The 21,737-nt window shown below is 68.9% G+C and carries 20 protein-coding genes and 3 pseudogenes; 13 read left to right on the plus strand and 10 right to left on the minus strand.

Going from position 1 to position 21,737, the window contains the following annotated elements; genetic code table 11:
- The first annotated feature begins 221 nt into the window (after positions 1–221).
- The 6 genes from QF035_RS53310 to QF035_RS53335 all read left to right on the plus strand — a co-directional run bounded on the left by QF035_RS53310 (position 222) and on the right by QF035_RS53335 (position 5,115).
- Complete coding sequence (locus QF035_RS53310) at positions 222–1,286, plus strand: alkene reductase (protein ID WP_307530276.1); 1,065 nt, start codon at positions 222–224, stop codon at positions 1,284–1,286.
- A gap of 106 nt (positions 1,287–1,392) precedes the next feature.
- A complete protein-coding gene (locus QF035_RS53315; protein WP_307530278.1) occupies positions 1,393–1,761 on the plus strand; it encodes a MarR family winged helix-turn-helix transcriptional regulator in 369 nt (122 codons plus the stop codon).
- 249 nt (positions 1,762–2,010) lie between these two features.
- Positions 2,011–2,919, plus strand: coding sequence for an NADP-dependent oxidoreductase (locus tag QF035_RS53320; RefSeq protein WP_307530280.1), 909 nt, complete (start codon positions 2,011–2,013; stop codon positions 2,917–2,919).
- Between the two features lie 176 nt (positions 2,920–3,095).
- Complete coding sequence (locus QF035_RS53325) at positions 3,096–3,986, plus strand: Mu transposase domain-containing protein (RefSeq protein WP_307530281.1); 891 nt, start codon at positions 3,096–3,098, stop codon at positions 3,984–3,986.
- A gap of 60 nt (positions 3,987–4,046) precedes the next feature.
- Positions 4,047–4,820 (plus strand): IS21-like element helper ATPase IstB, encoded by a 774-nt coding sequence (istB, locus tag QF035_RS53330; RefSeq protein ID WP_093774766.1) that lies wholly within the window; start codon positions 4,047–4,049, stop codon positions 4,818–4,820.
- Positions 4,821–4,917: 97 nt separating this feature from the next.
- Positions 4,918–5,115, plus strand: a complete 198-nt coding sequence (locus tag QF035_RS53335) for a hypothetical protein (protein WP_307530283.1) — start codon at positions 4,918–4,920, stop codon at positions 5,113–5,115.
- A 202-nt stretch (positions 5,116–5,317) separates the two neighbouring features.
- On the opposite strand, the gene QF035_RS53340 is transcribed toward QF035_RS53335, so the two are convergent.
- Complete coding sequence (locus QF035_RS53340; protein ID WP_307530285.1) at positions 5,318–5,575, minus strand: hypothetical protein; 258 nt, start codon at positions 5,573–5,575, stop codon at positions 5,318–5,320.
- Between the two features lie 287 nt (positions 5,576–5,862).
- Between QF035_RS53340 and QF035_RS53345 the strand changes: the two genes are divergently transcribed.
- The gene (locus QF035_RS53345) at positions 5,863–6,435 is read left to right on the plus strand and encodes a YceI family protein (protein ID WP_307530287.1); all 573 of its coding nucleotides are present in this window, start codon (positions 5,863–5,865) and stop codon (positions 6,433–6,435) included.
- 55 nt (positions 6,436–6,490) lie between these two features.
- A complete protein-coding gene (locus tag QF035_RS53350; RefSeq protein ID WP_307530288.1) occupies positions 6,491–6,760 on the plus strand; it encodes a hypothetical protein in 270 nt (89 codons plus the stop codon).
- Positions 6,761–6,869: 109 nt separating this feature from the next.
- On the opposite strand, the gene QF035_RS53355 is transcribed toward QF035_RS53350, so the two are convergent.
- Together QF035_RS53355 and QF035_RS53360 are read right to left on the minus strand one after the other, a co-directional pair.
- Entirely contained in the window at positions 6,870–7,289 is a 420-nt protein-coding gene (locus tag QF035_RS53355; protein ID WP_307530290.1) for a hypothetical protein, read from the minus strand.
- Positions 7,290–7,558: 269 nt separating this feature from the next.
- The gene (locus QF035_RS53360) at positions 7,559–7,771 is read right to left on the minus strand and encodes a hypothetical protein (protein WP_307530292.1); all 213 of its coding nucleotides are present in this window, start codon (positions 7,769–7,771) and stop codon (positions 7,559–7,561) included.
- Positions 7,772–8,324: 553 nt separating this feature from the next.
- Between QF035_RS53360 and QF035_RS53365 the strand changes: the two are divergent.
- Positions 8,325–9,105, plus strand: a pseudogene (locus QF035_RS53365) (RNA-guided endonuclease InsQ/TnpB family protein); the annotation flags it as partial.
- 19 nt (positions 9,106–9,124) lie between these two features.
- Here QF035_RS53365 and QF035_RS53370 read toward each other — a convergent pair.
- Positions 9,125–10,048: an IS5 family transposase gene (locus tag QF035_RS53370; protein WP_307517465.1), complete on the minus strand. Its 924-nt coding sequence runs from the start codon at positions 10,046–10,048 to the stop codon at positions 9,125–9,127.
- 540 nt (positions 10,049–10,588) lie between these two features.
- Between QF035_RS53370 and QF035_RS56345 the strand changes: the two are divergent.
- Both QF035_RS56345 and QF035_RS53385 read left to right on the plus strand, forming a co-directional pair.
- Positions 10,589–10,822: pseudogene (locus QF035_RS56345) on the plus strand (cytochrome ubiquinol oxidase subunit I); the annotation flags it as partial.
- A 302-nt stretch (positions 10,823–11,124) separates the two neighbouring features.
- Complete coding sequence (locus tag QF035_RS53385; RefSeq protein WP_307530296.1) at positions 11,125–11,991, plus strand: hypothetical protein; 867 nt, start codon at positions 11,125–11,127, stop codon at positions 11,989–11,991.
- 508 nt (positions 11,992–12,499) lie between these two features.
- Here QF035_RS53385 and QF035_RS53390 read toward each other — a convergent pair.
- From QF035_RS53390 to QF035_RS53400, 3 genes and pseudogenes are all read right to left on the minus strand, one after another.
- Positions 12,500–14,047, minus strand: coding sequence for an ISKra4 family transposase (locus tag QF035_RS53390; protein WP_307530298.1), 1,548 nt, complete (start codon positions 14,045–14,047; stop codon positions 12,500–12,502).
- 44 nt (positions 14,048–14,091) lie between these two features.
- Entirely contained in the window at positions 14,092–14,646 is a 555-nt protein-coding gene (locus QF035_RS53395; RefSeq protein WP_307530300.1) for a hypothetical protein, read from the minus strand.
- Between the two features lie 483 nt (positions 14,647–15,129).
- Positions 15,130–16,097: pseudogene (locus QF035_RS53400) on the minus strand (IS5 family transposase).
- 189 nt (positions 16,098–16,286) lie between these two features.
- Between QF035_RS53400 and QF035_RS53405 the strand changes: the two are divergent.
- A complete protein-coding gene (locus QF035_RS53405) occupies positions 16,287–16,562 on the plus strand; it encodes a hypothetical protein (RefSeq protein WP_307530301.1) in 276 nt (91 codons plus the stop codon).
- Positions 16,563–16,733: 171 nt separating this feature from the next.
- Entirely contained in the window at positions 16,734–17,846 is a 1,113-nt protein-coding gene (locus tag QF035_RS53410; RefSeq protein WP_307530303.1) for a pentapeptide repeat-containing protein, read from the plus strand.
- Positions 17,847–17,915: 69 nt separating this feature from the next.
- Here QF035_RS53410 and QF035_RS53415 read toward each other — a convergent pair whose 3' ends face one another.
- From QF035_RS53415 to QF035_RS53425, 3 genes are all read right to left on the minus strand, one after another.
- Positions 17,916–18,293 (minus strand): hypothetical protein, encoded by a 378-nt coding sequence (locus QF035_RS53415; RefSeq protein WP_307530305.1) that lies wholly within the window; start codon positions 18,291–18,293, stop codon positions 17,916–17,918.
- A gap of 246 nt (positions 18,294–18,539) precedes the next feature.
- Complete coding sequence (locus tag QF035_RS53420; protein WP_307530306.1) at positions 18,540–20,891, minus strand: ABC transporter permease; 2,352 nt, start codon at positions 20,889–20,891, stop codon at positions 18,540–18,542.
- Positions 20,888–21,595, minus strand: coding sequence for an ABC transporter ATP-binding protein (locus QF035_RS53425; RefSeq protein ID WP_307530308.1), 708 nt, complete (start codon positions 21,593–21,595; stop codon positions 20,888–20,890). The genes QF035_RS53420 and QF035_RS53425 overlap by 4 nt, the downstream gene beginning before the upstream one ends.
- Positions 21,596–21,737 lie beyond the last annotated feature (142 nt).

Below are 21,737 nucleotides of genomic sequence, written 5' to 3' on the forward strand. Positions count from 1 at the left end.
CCGCTGCCGAGGCCGGATTCCGCAACCACCCCCCTCCCGCGGGTGCTGCGCACCGGGTTGAGGTTTTCCGGACGGTCCCCAGGGTGAGAGTGTCCGCTCCCGCCCGCTCCCGCGCCCCGTTCGGGCGACTCGGGGGAGGCATTTGACAATGTAGGTGGCTGACCACATAATCGAGACACGCCGCAAACGTGGCTAGCCACATAAATGCTTGGAGACCTGCCATGACCAACCCGCTGTGGACTCCGACCACCGTCGGCGCCCTCGACCTCCCCCACCGCCTCGCCATGGCCCCCATGACTCGGGACCGCTCCACCCCCGAGGGCGTGCCGACGGAGCTGAACGCCGAGTACTACGCCCAGCGCGCGTCCACTGCCTTCGTCATCACCGAGGGCACCCAGCCCTCGGCCGACGGACAGGGCTACATACTCACCCCCGGCATCCACACCGACGAGCACGTGGCCGGCTGGCGCAAGGTGACCGACGCCGTGCACGGCGCGGGCGGACGCGTCGTCATCCAGCTCATGCACGTCGGACGCATCTCGCACCCCTCCAACACCCCCCACGGACGCCAGCCCGTGGCCCCCTCCGCGGTCCAGCCGGCCGGAGTCATGTTCACCATGACCGGCCCCCAGGAAATGCCCGCCCCCCGGGCCCTGTCGACCGAAGAGGTCGAGGGCGTGGTGCAGGAATTCCGTCAGGCAGCGGCCGCGGCCGTCGCCGCCGGCGCCGACGGGGTCGAGATCCACGGTGCCAACGGCTACCTGGTTCACCAGTTCCTCTCCAGCAACGCCAACCAGCGCACCGACTCCTACGGCGGGAGCATCGACAACCGCATCCGCTTCGCGGTCGAGGTGGCCGCCGCCGTCGCGGACGAGATCGGCTCGGACCGCACCGGCTTCCGCATCTCCCCCGCCAACCCCTTCAACGACATCGTGGAGGAGGACACCCCCGGCCTGTACGGAGCGCTCGTCGCAGCCCTGGCCCCGCTGAACCTGGCGTATCTGCACGTCACGCACATCGGCGACGAGGCACTGCTGCGCACCATCGGAGGCCAGTGGCCCACCAGCCTGATCGTCAACCGTGCCGGCGCCGACATCGAAGCACGCATCAAGGACATCGAGGACGGCATTGCCGATGTCATCACCGTCGGTTCGATGGTGCTCGCCAACCCTGACCTCGTCCAGCGCCTGCGCACCGGCGCCGCCCTCAACGAGCCCGACCCCGCCACCTTTTACGGAGGCGACGAGCGTGGATACACCGACTACCCGACGCTCACGGGCGCCTGAGAACGGCAGAGCCCCCTCCGTACACCCTCCGTCCGCCGCGTACACGGGCCGTCTGAGCCACGCTGTCTTCCTCCTGGCCCGTGCGCACCGGACCGTCGCGGCAGGCATGCTGCGAGACCTCGGTCTGCGCCCCGGGCAGGAGCTGCTGATCATGCGGCTCCTCGACCGCGACGACCAGAGTCAGTCCGAACTCCAGGAGGCCGTGGGCCTGGACCACTCCACCGTCTCCAGGTCCCTGCGCCGGATGCAGGCGGCGGGTCTGCTAGTCCGGGCGCAGGCCGCTCATGACAGACGGGTGCAGAAGGTCCGTCTCACTGCCGACGGACGTGCTCTGAGACGGCCTCTGCAGGCCATGTGGGCCCACCTGGAACAGCTGTCCGTCCGTGAGCTGGACGAGGACGCGGTCACGTCCTTCACCTCCACGGCCTTGGCTATCGAGCGGGCCGTCACTGGCCGCGGCCGCCGGTACGGATGACCGGGGAAACCACCGTCCGACAGGATGCGCGGAGCCCGGTAGGGCACACGTGTCGAGCGATGGCCTCGGAAACGCCCCCGCGGGCAGCTTCGGTCGGCATGAGGACCCCACCTCAGACACCCGGACAAGCAGCAGCCGCAGAGAGGCGACTGGGACGATCACCGTCCTCACCTGTGCGAAACACCCGAAAGAACGCCGGCAGCCTCAGGCGGTGCCCGGCCCTGTCTCCATCCGAGAGGAATACGCATCATGCGTGCCATTGTCTTCAATCAGTTCGGCGGCCCGGAAGTCCTTCACGAGACTTCGGTCGACCTCCCCGTCCCCGGGCCCGGCCAGGTACGCGTCCGTGTCGCGGCAGCGGGTGTGAACGCGCTCGACGGCAAGATCCGTTCCGGCGTGCTGGAGCAGGTGTTCCCCACCGCGCTTCCCGCCGTGCCCGGCCGCGAACTGTCCGGTACCGTCGACGCGTTGGGAGAGGGTGTCACCACTGTCGCCGTGGGGGACGAGGTGCTCGGCTGGGCCGACACCGGCTCTTACGCCGAATTCGCCCTCTCCAGCCAGTTTGCGGTCAAGCCTTCAGGTCTGTCCTTCGAACAGGCGGCCGCGCTTCCCGTCGCCGTCGAGGCCGCGGAGCGCGTCCTGCGTCTGCTCGACGTGAAGAAGGACGAGACCCTTCTGGTCCACGGCGCGGCCGGCGCAGTGGGCACCATCGCCGTCCAGTTCACTGTCAGCCGCGGAGCCCGCGTCATCGGCACCGCTGGTGCGGACAACCAGGCATACCTGACTTCGCTGGGGGCGACCCCGACGGTCTACGGCGAGGGCCTTGTGGACCGGGTGCGCGCTCTAGCCCCGGACGGCGTCGACGCGGTCCTCGACCTCGCTGGCCAAGGCGCTCTCCCCGATTCCGTCGAACTGCGCGGGAGTGCCGACCGCATCGTCACCACCGCTGACTTCCGCGCGCAGCAGTTCGGCGTGGTGTTCGCCGCCCCGCCGGAGGAACGCTCTGCCGAGCGACTGGCCGAAGCAGCCAGGCACGCCGCCGAGGGCACTCTCACGACCACCGTCGGCCGGGTGTACCCGTTGGCCTCGGCACCCCAGGCTCAGCGGGACAGTGACAGCGGGCACGCCCGGGGGAAGCTCGTCGTGACCGTCGGCTGACAGCGAGGGGAGCGCCTTCTCAGGAAAGGCTCTCTCGGCGCCCGCGCCCGTCCCGGTCGCCCGGGACGGGCGCTCGTGCAACCCGCGGCTGCGCCCTCCCGGCCGACCGGTCGTCCGCCGCGTGAGCCCTCCGCGCATGCGGGCGGCCCGGCTGTCGCTCCTCCGCCGGGATCCCGGTGCGGCATCCGCAGATGGTCGCCGCGGGCCGGCATTACGGCTGCCAGGTGGTCAGTTGCGTGCCCTACGACCCCGAATCGAAGGGCGGTGCGGAGGCCACGGTCCGTATCGCGAAGGCCGACCTGGTGCCCACAGATGCGAACCTGCTGGCCGCCTACGACACCTTCGCCGAGCTCGCCGATGCCTGCCTGACCTGGTGCGATGCGGTGAACTCGCGCCGTCACCGGGCGACCGGGCAGATACCCGCGGACCGTCTGGACATCGAACGCACCACCCTGCATGTCCTGCCCATCGAGCCGCTCGCGCTCGCGCTGGGCGAGGAGAGGCTGGTCGGCTCGGACCGCACGATCAGCTTCAACGCGGTGCGCTACTCGACCCCGCCGGGCTATACCGGCTCGAGGGTGTGGTGCCGGGTGGTCGGCGAGGAACTGTCCATCACCGCCCGCACCAACTCCGGTGATCTGTCGGAGATTTGGCGCCACGAGCTGTCCACCCCGGGTGTTCCGCAGATCATCGACGAGCACTACCCCGACCACCCGGACGGCCGCAGCATCCACCAGCCGAGGCTGCGGCCCCGCTCGGAAGCGGAGATCGCGTTCGTGGGCATCGGCCCCGGAGCCGGGCGCTGGCTCAAGGAGGCCGGACCCGCCGGCGCCACCCGCATCCGCGCCAAGATGGCCCGCGCGGTCGAGCTGGCCACCGTCCTGGGCAACGACCGGGTCGACCAGGCCCTCGGACTTGCGGCCACGGCCGGGCGCTTCGCCGACGGCGACCTGCTCTCGATCCTGGGACACATCGCCGACAGCAAGCCCGCCGGCGAGGTCGTCCGCGCGGACGAATCCCACTCCGTCCAGAACGGAACCAGTGGCTGGCAAGCCCTGGGCCGCTGACCCAACACGCCGCCCACCACACGATCCTGACTGAACGTCACCAAAGAGAACGGCACCTCCATGAGTTTCCCCAACCCGCCCGCGATCCCCGAGGAACTCGACAAGCTCATGCGCCGCATGCGCCTGCCCTATATGCGCAAGGCGGCTCCCGACGTTCTGGCCACCGCCCGAGCCCAGCGATGGGACCCCGCCGAGGTTCTGCGGCTGCTGATAGCCGAGGAGGTCACCGGCCGCGATGCGGCCACCCGGCGTCTGCGGCGCCACTCGGCGAACTTCCCCACCGGCAAGACTCTGGGCTCCTGGCGGGCCGAGGACTCCACCATCCCCGAGCCCACCCAGAACTCCCTGACCACCCTGGAATGGATCGGCCGCGCCGAGAACCTGGTGATCGCCGGCCCGAGCGGCACAGGGAAAAGTCATTTCACCGAGGGACTCGCCCAGGCCGCGATCGAGAAGGACATGCGGGTGTCCTGGTTCACCCTGGAGACGCTGAGCGCCGCGATCGGCAAGTCGAAGGTCGACGGGTCCACCGCACGGACCGTCGCCCGGATCTGCCGCGCGGACCTCATCGTCATCGACGACATCGGCCTGCTGCCCGTCGGCGAGGACGCCGCCGAGGCGTTCTACCGGATCATCGATGCCGCCTACGAGCGCCGGTCCATCGCGGTCACCAGCAACATCCACCCCTCGGGCTTCGACACGATCATGCCGAAGACCCTCGCAGGCGCGAGCACCGATCGCCTCATGCATCACGCTCACCTCGTGACCACCACCGGTGACTCGCATCGCCTCGCCGAGGCCCTCGCCGGGAAGGGAGTGGTCCCCTTGAACTGACCCCCACCCCGGGAACACCACCGGCCACACGCCTGGGTTTCTGATGGCCACCAGCCTGGGCCTCCAACGGCCACCTACCTGGGCATCTCAATGACCGTTGACACGTGAAGTGTGCGATGTGGGCGCCGACCAGTTGCTGCCCGCCTTCGGCGGTGACCGCGTGGCGATCTACGTGGTGCGCGAGCGGCGCATGCGCCTGCTGGTGCAGCGCGGCTACCGCGAGAGCTTCCTGGACCGCGGTTCGAGGGCGCACGTCGGCGCCTGCATACCTTCCGTCGGAGGATGGGCGCCATGACCCCGCCTGGAGTCACTTCCATCAGCGCGCCGCCCGGCGGGAGTGTCCCCGGGCGGACCGGGATGGTCGCGGGACCAGCACACTCATGGACACGCGTGCTCGCCGCCGTCACGACTTACTCACCAATGGCGCACACACCGGACCGGGGCCAGTCGGCGCCCCATCGGCCGCCGACCGCCCTCGCCGGCGTGTCAGAGGGCCGTCAGCCCTGGCTCGGGTCTGGGTTGAGTACGGCGAACAGCGCCTGGCCCGGGTCCGCCAGCCAGGCGATACGCCCGACCCGGGGGCGTCCGAGCCAGCCCAGCACGGCAACCGGAACCCGCCAGCCCAACGTTGCCCCCACCCCAGCCGCCGCGCCCAGCCCGAGACCGCCGAGCAGCGGGCTGGCGAGCGGCCCGCTGACGGCGACCGCGAACGCCGTCCGTGCTGACGCCGACCGGTCCACTGGCCTGGACTCCAAGGAAGCGTGCGACTCCTGGCGGGCCTCCGAGCCGGAGGCGCAGCGGCGTGCGCACATGGCCTCGTTTGTCGTCGAGGAGCGGGAAGGCTTCTACCGCGGCCGCGAACTCACTATCGTCCAGCCGTAGCCACCCACGGCCGACCTCGTGGCACCGGCTGCCCCATGGGCCCCCGGTGCCATCAGCCCGCGTGATCGGTATGGCACGGGACAAGGTGGCGCGGGAATAGGGACACGCCGACCAGGCTGCTTCGACAGCCAGACTGCACTCGTCCCCTACCCTCGGCACCGTGGCACTGACAGACGGAACGTACCGGCTCGGGCCCTCGACCGCCCGCCTCCTGATCAGGACAGGCCGTGCCGGGCTGGGGCGCAGAGCGGGGCACGACCTCACGATCGAGGCCGTCCGATGGTCCGGGGAGGCGGTGTTGGTCATCGGCGACCCGGACAGCTCGTCGGTGAGTGTGACGGTCGAGACGGGCTCGTTGAAGGTCCGCGAGGGAACGGGTGGGCTGAAGGCGCTCACCGATGCCGACCGGGCCGAGATCGAACGGACGCTGGCGAAGAGGGCTCTGCTGTACACCGCGGAACACCCCACGATCACCTTCCGTTCCACGCGCGTCGCGGGAACGCCGCAGTCCTTCGAGATCACCGGGGACCTCACCATCAAGGGCCGGAGCCACCCGGTGACGGTGCATGGGAAGGGGAGCGGGGACGGGCTGTTGCGCGGCTGGGCGACCGTCACACAGTCCACCTGGGGAATCAAGCCGTACGCCGCGTTCTTGGGGGCGCTGCGGCTGGCCGACGAGGTCCGAATGGAATTCGAGGTGGCCCGGCTCGAACCGGCAGACGGGCCCGGGTAGCCGCCCGGCCGGCTGCCGCGGTCGGAACGGGCGTACGGCCGCCTATCGTGGAGTCATGGGCGAGATCGTCGTCGTATACGAGCTCGACAAGACGGTGGCCACGCGCGTACCGCGTGGTGAGGACCGGCCCGTCCGCCGTGTGCACGCGGCGCCCGCTGCCCCGGGGACGCCCGCCGCGACTGGACCGCGAACCCTCTGTGGCAAAGACACCGTCGCCATGGAGACGACCGGCTGGAAGCCCCCCGAGCACCCTGAGACGCCGTGGTATCCCAAGGAGCACGCATCCGCGGTCTGCCCCGACTGCGATGCTGTGATGGAAAACTGACCGGCCTCCCGAGGCGGATGAGCAGCCTCCGGGGGCGAAGGAGTCACGACCCTGATGACCGCTCCTCCGCGCCGCCCACTCAGCGGCCAATTATCCACGACGGATCTCTTCAGGAATCGTCTGTCTCCTCAGGGACGGGAATAGCCTGCCGCCAACCGGTGGACGAGTCGATCTTCGGTGCCAGACGGCAGAGCCATCGTGCCGTGGCCTCGGCGTCGTCCCGTACGGAGACCGCGAGCAGGCTGAAAGGAGCCCTGGGCCACAGCTCGATGCACACCACGGGCCTGCCGGGCCGCACCGCCACGAAATCCTTTCCACCGTGGTGGCCCCGCGTGCCGATGCACATCGCACCCGGAATCCAGACACCGCGCTGAGCGACTCCGCGCAGGGCGCGCCACCAGTCGGGTTCCACCGTCACCCGGCACACCGCCACCAGTAGCACGCGCACATTGCCTCGGCCTGCGGCCGCCTTCTCCCACCACGACAGACGTACGACGAGGTCGTCGCCCTTGACGAGGATCCGCGCCATCGTTATTCCTTCCCTCCAAGCTCGCTCCGGCTTCACCGCGGGGGCCATAAAGCCGGGACGTCCTGTCGGCAACGGATGGGAGCCACCCCAAATGCGGTCGGCGCCCCACGGTATTACGTCGGTGACGGGGAAGGCCGAGCAACGGTAGCGGAAGGCGAATCGGCCGATGAATGCGCGCCAGATGCCGCTGAACATGGCCCCGAGGAAGACCAGGTACAGGCGCAACACACCAGACCACAGTGCAAGAGCCGCCCCACGTGCCGCTGACGTCACCGGGCGCAGCCGACGTCCAGCACTTCGATCACGTCACCATGACTGGTGTAGACAAGCCAGCACCATTCACCGAACGCTGCGGCCAGCTCCGGGGCCTGTGGCTTCGGGGCCCGGGACACTGCAGTGATGAGCCTGATGATCTCCTCATGCACATCGTCCGGGACGCCGAACAGCACGTTGGCTGCCCGTTGGATCAGTTCGACTTTCATTTCGCACCCCGCGGACCGCAAGAGCAGCAAGGTAGGGGGCTGTGTACTCCGCCCATGCCTGTGGACGACTACGTCCAGAATCCGTCATCGGTAGCGAGCGTCGCAAGGTGCTGGGAGGCTACCTGGGCGAGTGGACGACTCAGCCCTGCCGGGGCGGGAAGCGAACGCATATATCCGAGAATATTTCAGGCAGAACCGCTGAGTGATCACGGCCACGCCTGGATGAGTCGCGACGGCGCCCGACGGGGCATAGCTGGGCCTCCTTGCGGCTCGTGGTAGCGACGCCGGACCGCCGTCCGGTCGCGAACGGTGTTCGGCTGGAGGCGCCGCTCCGGCTCCCCACTGCGGGCAGGAACTGCCGGAAGGCAGACCGGGGAAAGCGGCATGAACCGGAGCAAGGAGCAATCCCCATCCCTGATCTTGCGTGGGTATCCCGGCTTCGGCCGGGGAGGGGAACGCATCCTCGGCTCGGAGGCACGAAGCGCCCGGGTTCGCTGCGTTGTCAGTGGCCTCGGCTAGGTTGATCACACTATGGCCGAAGGGGGTGGGCCGGTTGATCCGTGCATACAAGTTCCTCATGCGGCCCACTGTGGGCCAGGCCGCTGCGCTTGCCGCGATGCTGGCCGATCACTGCTCGCTCTACAACGGGGCATTGCAGGAACGCCGGGACGCCTATCGCCATGTCTCGAGGGCGAGCATCAGGTACGGGCAGCAGTCGGCGCAGCTCAAGGCGGTGGACCCGGAGCGTCAGGGCCGCTGGTCGTTCAGCTCGCAGCAGGCCACCCTGCGTCGGCTGGACAAGGCGTTCCAGGCGTTCTTCCGCCGGATCAAGGCGTAGCCTCATTCCTCACTACCTCCAGCGGTGAGCATGTCGCCAACCCCCGCCACGGCCGCAGGGCCGCCGCGAAGCTCGAAGCAGGGCAGCAGGCCCTGTCCCGTTTCCCGCGGGTGCGCCGCGACAAGCGTACCGCCAACCACCAGCGGGCCGTGGACAATGTCGCCAGGCTGCACCGCAAAGTCCGCCGCCAGCGGCTCGACCACGCCCACAAGACCGCGCTCGGGCAGGTCCGCGCACAGGACTTTATCGCGCACGAAGACCTCAAGATCCGCAACATGGTCAAGGCCCCCGCGTCGAAGCCTGACCCCGACCGGTCGGGCTGCTTCCTGCCGAACGGAGCCGCCGCGAAGGCCGGGCTGAACCACTCGATCTCGGATGCCGGATGGGGGTGTTTCTGACGATCCTGAACGCCAAGGCTGAAAGCGCCGGACGGGGAGTGGTCGTCGTGGACCCCCGTAACACCTCCCGAACCTGCCCCGAATGCGGGCATGTCTCAGACCCCGTGAACAAACTGATCATTTCCGGTGTTTGGCGTCCTTCGTGCCCGCCAGGCGCCGTGACATCAGCATGATCATGGACCACTTGACCATGGCTTCGTGGTGCTCGGGTAACCGTTCGTAGTCGCGTACGCAGCGGCGGCGCTGGAAGATCCACGACAGCGTGCGCTCCACCACCCACCTGCGTGGCAGTACCACGAAGCCCTTGACGTCGTCGTTGCGCTTGACGATCTCGATCGTGAACTGGAGCTTCTTCTTGGCCCAGGTGACGAGTTTCCCGGCGTAGCCGCCGTCGGCCCAGACCAGGCTGACCGATTCGAAGAGGTCACGCAGGTGCGTCAGCGCAGGGCGGGCGCCGTCGCGGTCCTGCACGCTCGCGCTGGTGACCATGACGACCAGGAGCAGGCCGATCGTGTCCACGATCACGTGGCGCTTGCGGCCTGCCACCTTCTTGCCCGCGTCGTACCCGCGGCTGTCGGAGCCGACCGTCTCCGCAGCGCGTACCGACTGCGAGTCGATGACCGCGGCGGTCGGGTCGGTGTCCCGGCCCTCGGACCGGCGGACCTCGTCACGCAGGTCGTTGTGGATGGCGTCGACGCTTCCGTCCTGCCACCACCGGGTGAAGATGGTGTGCACCGTGCGCCAGTGCGGGAAGTCGCCCGGCAGGTTGCGCCACTTGTTGCCGTTGTCCGCGACGTAGAAGATCGCGTCCACGATCAGACGGCGGCAGTACTCCTCCGGCCGCCCGCCCTTGCCGTCCAGCCAGGCCGGCCACGGCAGCACCGCCGCGATGACCTGCCACTCCGCATCCGTGGTGTCCGAGGTGTAGCGGCGGGACCGGGCCGGATGACGGCGGCCGTGACCGAACCGGCAGGCCAGGCAGGAGCAGTCAGCTTGAGCATCCGGGGTGACGGCGGTGATGGCAGGGGCGTACAACGGCATGACAGGACCTCTTGGCGCGACTGGGCTTCGACACCGCAGTTGCTACCAAGAGGTCCTGGCCGTTCACGTCACTTCACCGATTCCCACCCACCCGCAACGATCAGTTTGTTCACGGGCTCTCAGCGGAGAACCGGCCCACCCAGGAGAAGTTCCACTGCGTCTCGTGCGGGCACAGCGCGCACGCTGACACGGTGGGCGCACTGAACGTTCTACGGGCCGGGCTGGTCCGTCGCGACGCCAACCCGGCATAGCGAGAAGCCCCCTCGTTCACAAGGGGAGGAGTCACTGCAGGGGAAGTTGACTGCGCCGCTCCCCATGAGTGCCAGCGCCTGTCGACTTCAGCGAGCCGGGCCGTTCGTCGTCCGAAGTCCCAGGAAGCGGGGCGTCGCAGCAAGCGGGCGGTGGGACACTCGGATGCCGTTCGGTGCGCCGGTGAACTGGTGAAATTCGGGGCGCCATTGCCAGTCCTACGGCCAGTCGTACGCCCGTCCGTGGTGGAAGGCTCCACTATCGAGTCACCAGAGACGAGACGGAGCACCGATGGCGCTGAACCAGCAGGAAGCCGCGTCGGCCGAGCCGGTGACCAACAGGCGCATCAGCGCCGGCGTCAGGCTCATGGGCTGGCTGACGACCACGGACCACAAGGTCATCGGCAATCTCTACATGGTCACCGCGTTCGGGTTCTTCCTGCTGGGCGGGGTGATGGCCATGGTCATGCGAGCGGAGCTGGCCCGGCCCGGCATGCAAGTCGTCAGCGCCGAACAGTACAACCAGCTGCTCAAGGATGAGTATGAGCAGATGTGCGAACAGGCCGAAGCCTTATCGCAGGACGCTGTCTCGGACCGTGCGCAGTGGCAGGAACACCAGGCGCTGCTGCTGAAACGCCTGGCACGGACAGAGGAAGCACTCGCCCAAGCCGTCCACGACACTGAAGGCGCCCGCCGAGAGCTGGAGGACGAACGCCGCTCGGCACGCATTGCGTAGGAGCAGACCAGGCCGACGCCACCGTCGCGCGGCAGGAAGCGGCCGCCGCACAGCGCGCACTGAGTGAGGCTGAGAGCCACCACACAGAGGCTATGAACAGGCTCACCCACCTGGAAAGCGAACTGCACCAGGCCCAAGCCGAGTTGCAGCGCGCTCAGCAGCGCTTGCTGCGCGCGGACGGCGAGCTCGTACAGGCGAAGCTGGAACAGGCGGTGGAAGCCGAAGCCCAGGACGTCCTGAGTGAGGCTCTCACCAACATTGAGGTGGACGAACGGTCCGCAGAACCCGCGCTGATTTCCGAGAGCCCTGAATCAGCCACCGAGCCCAGGTCAGAGGACTTGGACGACTCTCCCGTATCGCTACTGGACTCCGACATGGCGTTCGAGGACCCGTTGTCCGAGCCGGAGGGCACCTTCGAGTCGGGCTTGGACCCGAAGATCGCCGATCAGGCCATGGCCGAGATGCATGCCGAACAGGAGGCCAGCGATGACGCAGTCTCGCCACGCTCACCATCTCGCCCGCGCGATACGAGCTTTGGTCCCAACGAGGCGCGGAGGGCAGCCCCTGCACCCCCGCTGCCCAGCCCCTACAAGCGCCAATGGTTCGTTGCACCCCGGACTGTGTCCGAAGCAATCGGCGTTCTTGCCCTGCTGGCCGCTCCCGTCTTCAACTACCTGATGACAGCCGGATACGTCGCTCTATGCCGCCTCGACAACGGGCCTCCAGGCTGGGCTATAGCCCTATCCTTCGTGCCCTTCGCCCTGGCTGGCTTTGTCGGATGGGGCGTCCTCGTCTACATCGCAGTCTTCTGCTTCTCAAGGAGCGATCGGTTGGACGGGATGGGAGACCGAATACTCACCGCTTCCGGGGTGGCAATCGGTCTGGCCGGCGTCATCACCGCCGTCGGTCTCACGGAACCGGGCATCTGGTGGCTGCACCTATTCGCCCTCAACGTGTAGCGGCCCCACACCGCTCAGAGCGCTGCTGCTCCCCAACCGCAGCCGCTCGGACCACGACTGTGGGTCGGCTGTAGCAGGTCAGCTCGGTGAGGTCATGCGGGGCAGATCGGTGGGGGAGAGGCCAAGGCGTGGGCGGTGCCGGCGGGCGGGGTGGCGCTGTGGAGAGCACGATCTGCTGGTGCGACCTGTGGCGTCATGGTGGCGGTCCGGGTGGAGGGGTGTTGTCCGCCTGGCTGGTCGGGGCCGGGTCGGTCGTCAACTGGGTGGGTGCGAGTGCGGCGCTCCGTCGGACTTGTTCGATGTGGAGCAGGCCGGTGGTCGTGTCGACGCCCTCGAGGAACCCCTTCTCGTGGTTCGTCCACAGGGATTCCTTGCGGAAGCTGGAGATGCTGGCGAGTACCGCGGTGACGGTCCGGGTTGCTCCAGCAGGGCGGGGAGCAGGATGAGGACCGCGATCCACCACGGGATATCGCCGATGGGTGTGGCTCTCCTGTAGGGACGTTCCTGATCAGGCCGTGAGGTTGTAGTTGTGCTGGTCGGGGGTGGGGTAGAGGCGTTTGTGCTCGCGGGTGAGGTGGAACGCCCAGTAGGTGTTGAAGTCGCCGTTGTCTTTCAGGGCCCGGAGTTTGAGGATGGCCTCGGCGCCCTGGAGGCCCCAGCGACTGCCGGTGATGTCGAGTCGGTCGCCCACGATGTGGCGGCAGGCGCCTTCGATCGCGCCGGTGGCGATCGGCCAGCCCGCCGCCAGGGCGGTGTCGTAGCGGAGCTGACCGAGGTGCCCGGTGAGGTAGCGGACGCAGGTGTCGACGCCCTCGCGCCGGGTGCCGTGCAGCCCGGTCCGGTCGGCCTGAGTGGTGATCTCGGTGGCGGCGCGGGCGGCCTGGCCGTGAAGGATGGTGGTGAGGTGGCCGGCAACCCAGGCTTCGGCCGCCGCTGTGCCGGGCTTGTGGAAGCAGTGAGCCGCGTCCCAGATGTACTCACTGACGTGCACGAAGTCGAGCAGGATGTGCACCTTGATGCCTCGTCTGCCGGCTTCGGCCTGGATCAGGCCGAGTTGGTGGCGGGCTCCGTCGACCAGGACGACCCAGTCCCGCAGATGGTCCCGGTCGCGGGCGGCGGCCTGATCGAACGCGGCGGCGATGACCTGCTCGGGTGGATGGACCAGGGAAGCGGTGAGCCACTTGCGGTGTGCTCTCGGCCCGGAGCGGGGGGTGCGGGCAAGGGTGCTGCGGCCCTCGGGCGGGGCGATCACATCGTGCGGTCGGCGCGGGGCGGGATCGGCGTCGAAGACGCAGGCCAGGGTGGCCATTCGTTTCCGGTGCGGCTTCTCGCCCGGGGCGAGTCGGGTCCGCAGGGCATGCTGGCTGTTCAGGTGTGCTTTGAGCGTTGCGGGCCGCAGTGCCTCGGGCCTCATCACGACGCCCTTGCCGTCGACCTGCATCACGAGCACGGTGGTCGCGGTCGACGGGAGAGGGATCATGCACCGGTAGAAGTCGTCGATGTCCACCGCCGCGGCGACGACCAGCCCTTCGGCCTGCCGTTTGCCCAGCACCTTCCCGCAACGGTCCTCAATCGCGGCTCTCGCCTGGTCGTATGAGCCGCGGACGGCCTCGATCACGGCCAGACGACGCAGGCCGAACGAGTGCCGGCCGGCGGGCAGCGAGAGTGAGATGTCGGCGGGGTGGACGTTGATCAGTCCCTTCTGCCGCCAGGCGGTCCGCGTCACCGTGACCGTGCCGAACAGGCAGGCCAGCTTGCGGGAGTGCCCCGCCTCGTGGTGCGGACGGATGCGCCCGTCCGCACCACGGACCACTTCCGTGTTCCCCGCGAGCAATCGTTCCTGGATCTGTTCCCGCTCTCGTAAGGCGCGGAGATCGAAGTGGTCTTGCAGCAGCCGCCGCAAGAGCTCCCGGCCCCTGACTTCCACGAGTTCTTCCAACTCATGGTGGGTCAAAGCGGCCGCCTGCGGCCCTGCCAGCGTGCCTGTCAGGCATTCGAAGGCGCTTGCCGAGGCGGCGAACGAGTCGATGGCATCGAAGGTGTCGTACGGTTTCACCCGGCTCTTCTTTCTCCGGTTCGGATCGGTTCGCACCTTCGAATCTAGAGAGAAGAGCCTTTATCGTTCCGCGAGTTCGCCGATTCCCCGCCCGGTGCCGGGTGAGCCGGCGCGAACCGGCCGGGCTGGTCCTCGATCAGCCAGCCCCGTTCCACCAGCCGTTTGAGTTTCCCCCGCGTCCCCTCGATCTTCGCGGTCACCGCGGGCAGTCCGATCCGGGGCACGATCTGCTTGGCCTGCATCGGAGACGACGCGTCCGCGATCACCTCGACGATGTCCCGGTACACATCCGGCAGCACGTCCGTCGTGAGACCTTCCCGCCAGTGCGGCACCATGATCGACCCCACCACCCGCACTTCGGGCTCCACCTGCGCCTCCGCCGCCACCGGTTCCCGCAACGGCGCAGTCTCGGTCACGTCCTGCCCGGACAGCTCGGCGAGCACCTGGGTCACCGTCTCGCGCGTCACCCGCAGCCGCGACCACGCCTCCCGCTCGCCCACCAACCGCGAGGTCAACTCGGCGATCTCCGCCTCGAGTTCCTCCACCCGGGCACGAGCCGCAGCCTCCCGCGCCTCCAACTCCTCGATCAACGACACCATCGACGCCCCCTACTTCACCCGCCACAGTAGAAGGACGCCTACCCCGCCCACACCGTCAACCAGTGTTCTCCCAGCTCAGGGCTTCCCTACAGGAGAGCCACACCCATCGCCGATCGCGGTCAGGCCTCCGGCGGTGAGGCTGCTGAGGGCGTCGGTGAGGCGGGGTGCGGTCATGGTCGGAGCTCCAGAAGCGAGGCGCGGCGCGGGCAGCGCAGGACAGCAGCAGGGTGGGAAGTTCTTTGGTGGGCACTGTGGCGGGGCGCGGGGTTAGCGGCGCAAGCCCGTCTGCCGAAGGGAACGCCGAAGAGAACGGTGCCATCCGGACCGGGCCCATTGCAGGCCTGTGACCTGGGACTTTCTGCACCGGACAGTCCTTGAGTGCGCTGCCCCGTGTGTCTGTCGTGTCGAGTGCCTGCGGGCGCCCTCAGGTCAGGGCGCGGCCCCATACACCCCTGGCGTCCTAGGGCCTGTGCGGAGTTGTGATCAAGGCTGTGATCCGAGGTGTCGGATCCAGAGGAGGCCGGCGCATAATTCGAGTCCGGCCTGGTAGCTTTCAGGCTTTTTGTCGTAGCGGACAGCGAGACCGCGCCAGTCCTTGATCTTGTTGATGGTGCGTTCGACGCTGTTGCGGAGCTTGTACAGCTGCTTGTCCCAGGTGACGGGCCGTCCGCCGCGTGAGCCACGGTTCTTGCGGTGGGCGGCCTGATCCTTCTTCTCGGGGATGACCGCTTTGATCCCGCGTTTGCGCAGGTGAGAACGGTTCTGGCGGGACGAGTACGCCTTATCGCCCGCGACTGCGTCGGGCCGGGTGCGGGGCCGGCCGACCGGGCCGGGGACGCGGATCCTGTTCAGGACGGGGATGAACTGCGGACTGTCTCCGGCTTGCCCCGCAGTGATCTTGAGCGAGAGGGGCAGACACTGCGGCACACAGGACAGATGCGCTTTGGTGGTCAGTCCGCCGCGGGAACGTCCCAGGTCGGCGACGGCGAGCCGGGCCCTGCGGCGACGCCTCACGCGCCGTCGTTCTTCACGCTCCGGGTCCGGTTGCCCGTCTTGGCCGGCGCCCCTTTTTCCGCGGCGGCCTTCTCCAACGCGTCCAGGATCCCGGGCTCCACGATCATCCCGGCAGCATCATGATGGGCCCGGACCGTGGTCGAGTCCACGCTGACCAGCGACAAGTCCACCAGGCCCCGCTTCGCCGCCTCGGCGATGGCACCCTGGAACACCGCGGCGAACACCCCGGCATCCCGCCACTGCCGAAACCGGCCGTAAACGGTGGACCAGTGCCCGAACCGTTCGGGCAACTCCCGCCATTTCGCACCGTTCCTGAACCGCCACACGACGCCCTCGAAGTGCGCCCGCAGGTTCTCCGGGTACGGCCCGTACTCACCGACCGGCAGAAACGGGGAGATGAACTCCCAATCGGCATCCGAAAGTTGAGGTCGAGACACCCCACCGTTTTACTCCAAGGCCCCCGACTTTCCCAGGTCGGGGGCCCACGAGATCACAACTCCGCACAGGCCCTAGCCGCGCAACCCTGACCAGTGCGTACGGTCCGGAAAGCCGGTCGTGCGCAGCCGTCGCCGTGTGGACGATGCCTTCAGGGCTTGTTGTCAGTGGCGGCTGGAAGGCTGAACGCTGTGAATGGCGACGAGCAGCTGCTGCGCGGCCGGATATACGGCCACGACCACGACGACCCTGACCCGGGCCCACGCCCGGGCCGCTCCTACGTTGCACTGGTCGGCGGACCCTTGGACGGGCTGCTCCTGGACGTCACCGACTGGACGCCGGACCAGATCGCGACCGGCGCCGCCCTGTCCACCGAGCTCGGCCGGTTCGGCGCCGGCGGCCGCGCCTTGTACGACCCGCGCCCGGGCGACCTGAGCCGCTTCGACTGGTCCGGCGACAGCCCATAACCACTCCCGAAGCTCCTTGCGCACAGACCACGCCCCGACCACGGGACTTGGCTGCAACCGGATGCGGCCAGACCGGCATGTACGGGGCATGAGAACACTGCACCCCCTGCGCGTCCTTCGAGAGCAGCGAGCGCGACGCACACTGCGTCAGGATGCGTTGGAGGAGAGGACATGACCGAGCTGGATCGGCGTCTGGCGTACCTCCAACGCAAGCTGCGTCAGGCCACGCGGCAGCACGTGAACGAGTTGGAGCGGCGTCGGGCGCGCGCCCGACGGAAGGAACGCACCCGGCGACGGGCCATGACTGCTCTGATCGTGGCCGGTGCAGTCGTGCTATTTGTGGTGCTGCCGTGGCTGATCTGGTGGGGTCCCTACGTCATTGACGCCGACCGCATCGATGAGACCGAGGCGAAGAAGGGGTCGGCGGCTCTCGTGACCGGACTGCGCACCGCCGTAGTCGCGTTCACGGCCGCGCTCGGTGCCGGTATCGCCCTGCTCTACACCGCCCGCACCTACCGCCTGACCCGACGCGGCCAGATCACCGACCGCTTCACCAAAGCCCTCGAACGACTCGGCTCCGGCGAGATCTACGTACGCATCGGCGGCATCCTAGCCCTCGAACAGATCGTGCAGGACGCCCCCGAACAAGCGGCCACCGACGCCGCCCAGGTCCTTGGACACTTCATCCGCCATCACGCCCCCAGAACCGCGCCCCCGCCTGACCACGACGACCCCCACCGCGGCCCGCACGCCGACCCGCTGCCCAGCGAGCCGGCCGCCGATGTACAGGCCGCTCTCACCGCCCTCACCCGCACCGAATCACGCACCCACGTCGACCCCCGCGAACGACTCGACCTCCACGGCCTCCACCTCGCCGGTGCCCAACTCACCCAAGCCGACCTCACGGAGGCCTACCTGTCTGGGGCGACGCTCACGGATGCCCGCCTGTCCGGGGCGATGCTCACGGATGCCTACCTGTCCGAGGCGATGTTCATAAGGGCCAACCTGTCCGGGGCGATGTTCACGAGGGCCAACCTGTCCGGGGCGATGTTCACGAGGGCCGACCTGTCCGGGGCGATGTTCACGGAGGCCGACCTGTCCGCGGTGACGTTCACGGATGCCTACCTGTCCGCGGTGACGTTCACGGATGCCTACCTGTCCGGGGCTGATCTATCGAGTGCCCGTGGCTTGATGCCAGGGCAAGTGACTCCAGCAGAGGCAGACGACACCACCAAGATGCCTGCCAGGTTCTACGTCTCGGTCGGAGCACCTGAGACGTCGTGACACGCGGTGTGTGGGGAATTGTGCGCGTGTGCCTGCGAGAACGTCCCGAACAGGGCGGGGTAGCGGCCATTATCCAGGGCTGTCGAAGAGTGTGACGTCGGCGGGAGAGAGGTCGGGGCGTGGGCGGTGCCAGCGGGCGGGGTGGCGCCAGCGGCCGGCGCCGTCGCGGGCGACGCCGACTTCCACCACCAGCTCGGGCCGGACCGGGGCGACGTCCAGCGTCTGCCGGCTGCCCCACCCGGCAGAGAACGACCAGCCCGTCCACGGGTGACCAGCCCCTGCCGGAGTGAGCAGACCGGCGACCGTACGCCCGGCTGCCTGAGGGAGAACAGTGGTGCGGCCGGTGTACTGGAAGAGGCTGGTGGTGTCGTATCTGCCGAGCAGCAGCGTGCGCGCAGCCGTCGGTGGGCCGGTGACCGCGCCGACGATGGCCTCGGTCGTCTCCAAGCACCCACTGGCGAAGAGTCAGTATTGAAAACGTGCGGTCTTCGGTGAGTCACCGGTACCTGGTGGCGGTTAAGACTCGGCCTCTGTTTGGACTGCGTTCGGTGGACGGTTGATCTTTGTTCCGGAACGGTGTGTGCATGCTGCCAGGAGCTCCCGTTGGCCCGCGCCAGTTGGAGTAAACCAACCAACCGGCCCCCACCGCTCCCTGAGGTGAGGGCCGGAGGTACGAGCTCTGAACCTGACCTCCTATTCGGTGCGCAGGGCCGTGGCGGTTCGGATCCTGACGGCCCAGCTGGCGGGCAGGAGCGCGCCCAGGGTGGCGATGAGCAGGCCGCCGAGTGCGAGCGGGAGCAGTTCGGCCCCGTGGTAGACGGCGATGACGGAACCGGGGAAGCGGAGCCCCACGCTGTCGCCCATCGCGGGGATGACCCAGCCGTGCAGGGCCACGCCGAGCGGCACGCCCAAAGTGCCCGCGACCACTCCGGTCACGGCGACCGAGGTGAGGACCATCGCGACGGTCTGCCGGGGGGTCATGCCGAGCGCCTTGTGGACACCGATCTCCCGGACGCGCTCGCGGGTGTCGAGCAGCACGCCGTTGAGCACGCCGAGCGCGGCCACGGCGACGAGCATCAGCGTGAGGATCGCGGACAGCGCGTTGAGCGTGACGACCATGTCGCTGCCGGCGTCGAGCCCACCGGCCCGAGCGGTGACCCCCAGCGGTGCCAGGTCCTCGTTCAGCGCGTCGATGTAGTCGGAGACGTCGGTGCCTGAGGTGACCGCGATGTGATGGCTCGTCTCCGCCAGGTCGGGATGGGCGGCCGTGAGGGTCGAGGCGTCGGTGAAGACCTGCATGCCGTCGTTGCGGGGGTCGAGGACCTCGCCGACGATCCGGACTGTGACCGGCTCGGCCAGGCCGTTCAGAGTGACGGTGTCGCCGATGCGGGTGCCGGTGGCGGCCAGGAAGGGGGTCGGGACCACGGCCCCGCCGGGTTTGTCGATCCAGCGGCCCGAGACCATCGTGTAGCCGCCCCAGGAGGCGTCGCCGGTGAAGGCGTTCACGTTGACGGTGCCGGTCAGGCCGGACACGGTCGCCCGTATCGTCGAGGCGCTGTAGTACTTCCCGGTTCCGGCGGTGGCCTCGATTGCCGCGGCGACTGCGGCGGGATCGACCTCGGGCTGCTTCTCAGGGGCAGGACCTTGGGGGCCGAAGTCCGTCAAGGGCGCGGGCACGACGACATCGGCGGCGTCGTGGGCCCTGGCCTTCATCACCTGGCCGAGCGAGGCTCCCATCCCCACGGTGAACGTGACGGCGATGGTGCCGAACAGGATCGCCGTGCCCATGACCAGCGCGCGGGCGGGCCGCGCGAAGGGCCGGGCCAGGCCCAGGGCGACCGGCTGCGGCAACGGCAGCCGTCCGGCCAGGCGGGCCGCCCACCGGCCGCGCCCCGCCGAAGCGGTACGCCCGACGGCGAGCGCGTCGACCGTACGCAGCCGACCTGCCCGCCAGGCACTGGCCCACGCGGTCGCCACCACCAGGCCGAGCACCCCGGCGATCACCGCCAGGTCGACCCAGGGGGCGATGGTCAGGGACGAGGTGCCGTAGACCTCCTCGGTCTCGGCCAGTACGGGGACGGCGAGCAAGTGGCCGGAGAGGACACCGAGGGCCGTGCCGGCGGCGGCCGGGATCAGCGCCTGGCCCACGTAGGCCCGCACGACCTGGGCCGGGGTGAAGCCGACAGCCTTGAGGATGCCGATGCGGCGCGTTCCCGTGCCGACGGCCGACGCGACGACGTTGCCGACGATGAGCACCGACATGACCAGGCCCAGGGCGCCGAACGCGATGAGGAACGGGACGTAGAGGGCGGTGTCCTGCTCGGCGGTCTTCTTGACGGTGAGCCATGACTGTTCGCCGACGACCGCCTTTGGCGGCAGGGATTGCGTCACGAGCTTGCCGCCCGCGGTGATCTGCGCGGCGGTGCCCGCGTCGGTGAAGCGGTAGAGCATCTGGTAGCCGCCGCTGCCGGGCACGCTGAGCGCCGCCATCTGGGACGGAACCACCCAGGCGTCAGCGGTCTGCGTGACCGAGCGGGCCACACCGACCACCGTCAGTGTCGGATCGCCGTACAGATCGGGGAAGGTGATCTTCATGCCCATGGTCGGGATGAGCGCGGAGTTGGCGGACAGCACGATCTCGCCGGAGTGCGTGGGCCACCGTCCATCGAGCAGCGCCGCCTCGTCCACGTCCCGGCCGGGATCGCCCCGGCCGACCACAGTCATCGGCCACCCGGGGTTGTCCCAGCCGTCCGACCGCGGGGTGACCGTCGCCGTACGGAACGGCCCAGCCGCGGCGCTCACGCCTTCGGCGTCCTTGGACTTCGACAGCTGCCCGGCACTCACCTTGCCCGCGTCGAACTGCACGGTCAGATGCGCGCCGTGCTGCCTGGCGAAGGCGTCGTCGAAGGGCCCGCCGGAAACCACGAGCAGCGTTCCGCCGAGGACGGAGGCGGCCACCGCCATCATCGTGGCGAGCCCGATCACCAGCGTCTGCACCCGGCGTCGGCCCACCCCCGAGCGCACCACCCTGCCGAGCGCGCTCATCGGACGGCCTCCGGGGCGACGGCCTGCGACCGGACGTCTTCGGTGATCCGGCCGTCGGCGATCCTGACCGTACGGTTTGTGCAGGACTGGGCCAAAGTCAGGTCGTGGGTGACCACGACGATGGTCTGGCCCTCGGCATTGAGCTCAGTGAGCAGCTGGCTGACGTCCTGTCCGGCGGCGGTGTCCAGGGCCCCGGTCGGCTCGTCGGCCAGGAGCAGCGCCGGCCGGTTCATCAACGCCCGGGCCACCGCGACGCGCTGCCGCTCGCCGCCGGACAGCCGCCCCGGGTAGGCGCGGGCGTGCCGGTCGATGCCCAGCAGTTCCAGGAGTTCCGCCGTCCGGCGGTCCGCCTCGCCACGTGCCATACCCGCGAGGCGCGCGGGCAGGACGACATTGTCGGTGACAGTCAGATCATCGAGCAGGTTGAAGAACTGGAAGACCATGCCGATCCTCGACCGCCGGTAGAGCGCCGATCCGGCTTCGCCCATCTGATCCACCCGTAGCCCGTCCACGGTGACGGTCCCCGTGTCGGGCCGGTCCAGGCCCGCGATCAGGTTGAGCAGTGTTGACTTGCCACTGCCGGAAGGGCCGAGGATCGCGACGGCCTCGCCGGGCCGCACGGTCAGCGATACCTCGTGCAGAGCGGGCGGGCCGTCGTCATATCGGCGGCTCACCTCGCGCAGTTCGATCACCGGCATGGTCATGAAAGGCTCCTCGGGTATGGGCAGTTGGCTGCGTGAACGCTAGGAGTGGGCCCGGCCCGCACGCGTCGCCCGCCCGGCCCCATTGCGGTACCGCGCTGGGCTGAGCCCCGGAAACGTCATCCCTGCGATGTAGGCGGGTGAT

It is taken from the genome of Streptomyces umbrinus, assembly GCF_030817415.1.
Classification (GTDB): domain Bacteria; phylum Actinomycetota; class Actinomycetes; order Streptomycetales; family Streptomycetaceae; genus Streptomyces; species Streptomyces umbrinus_A.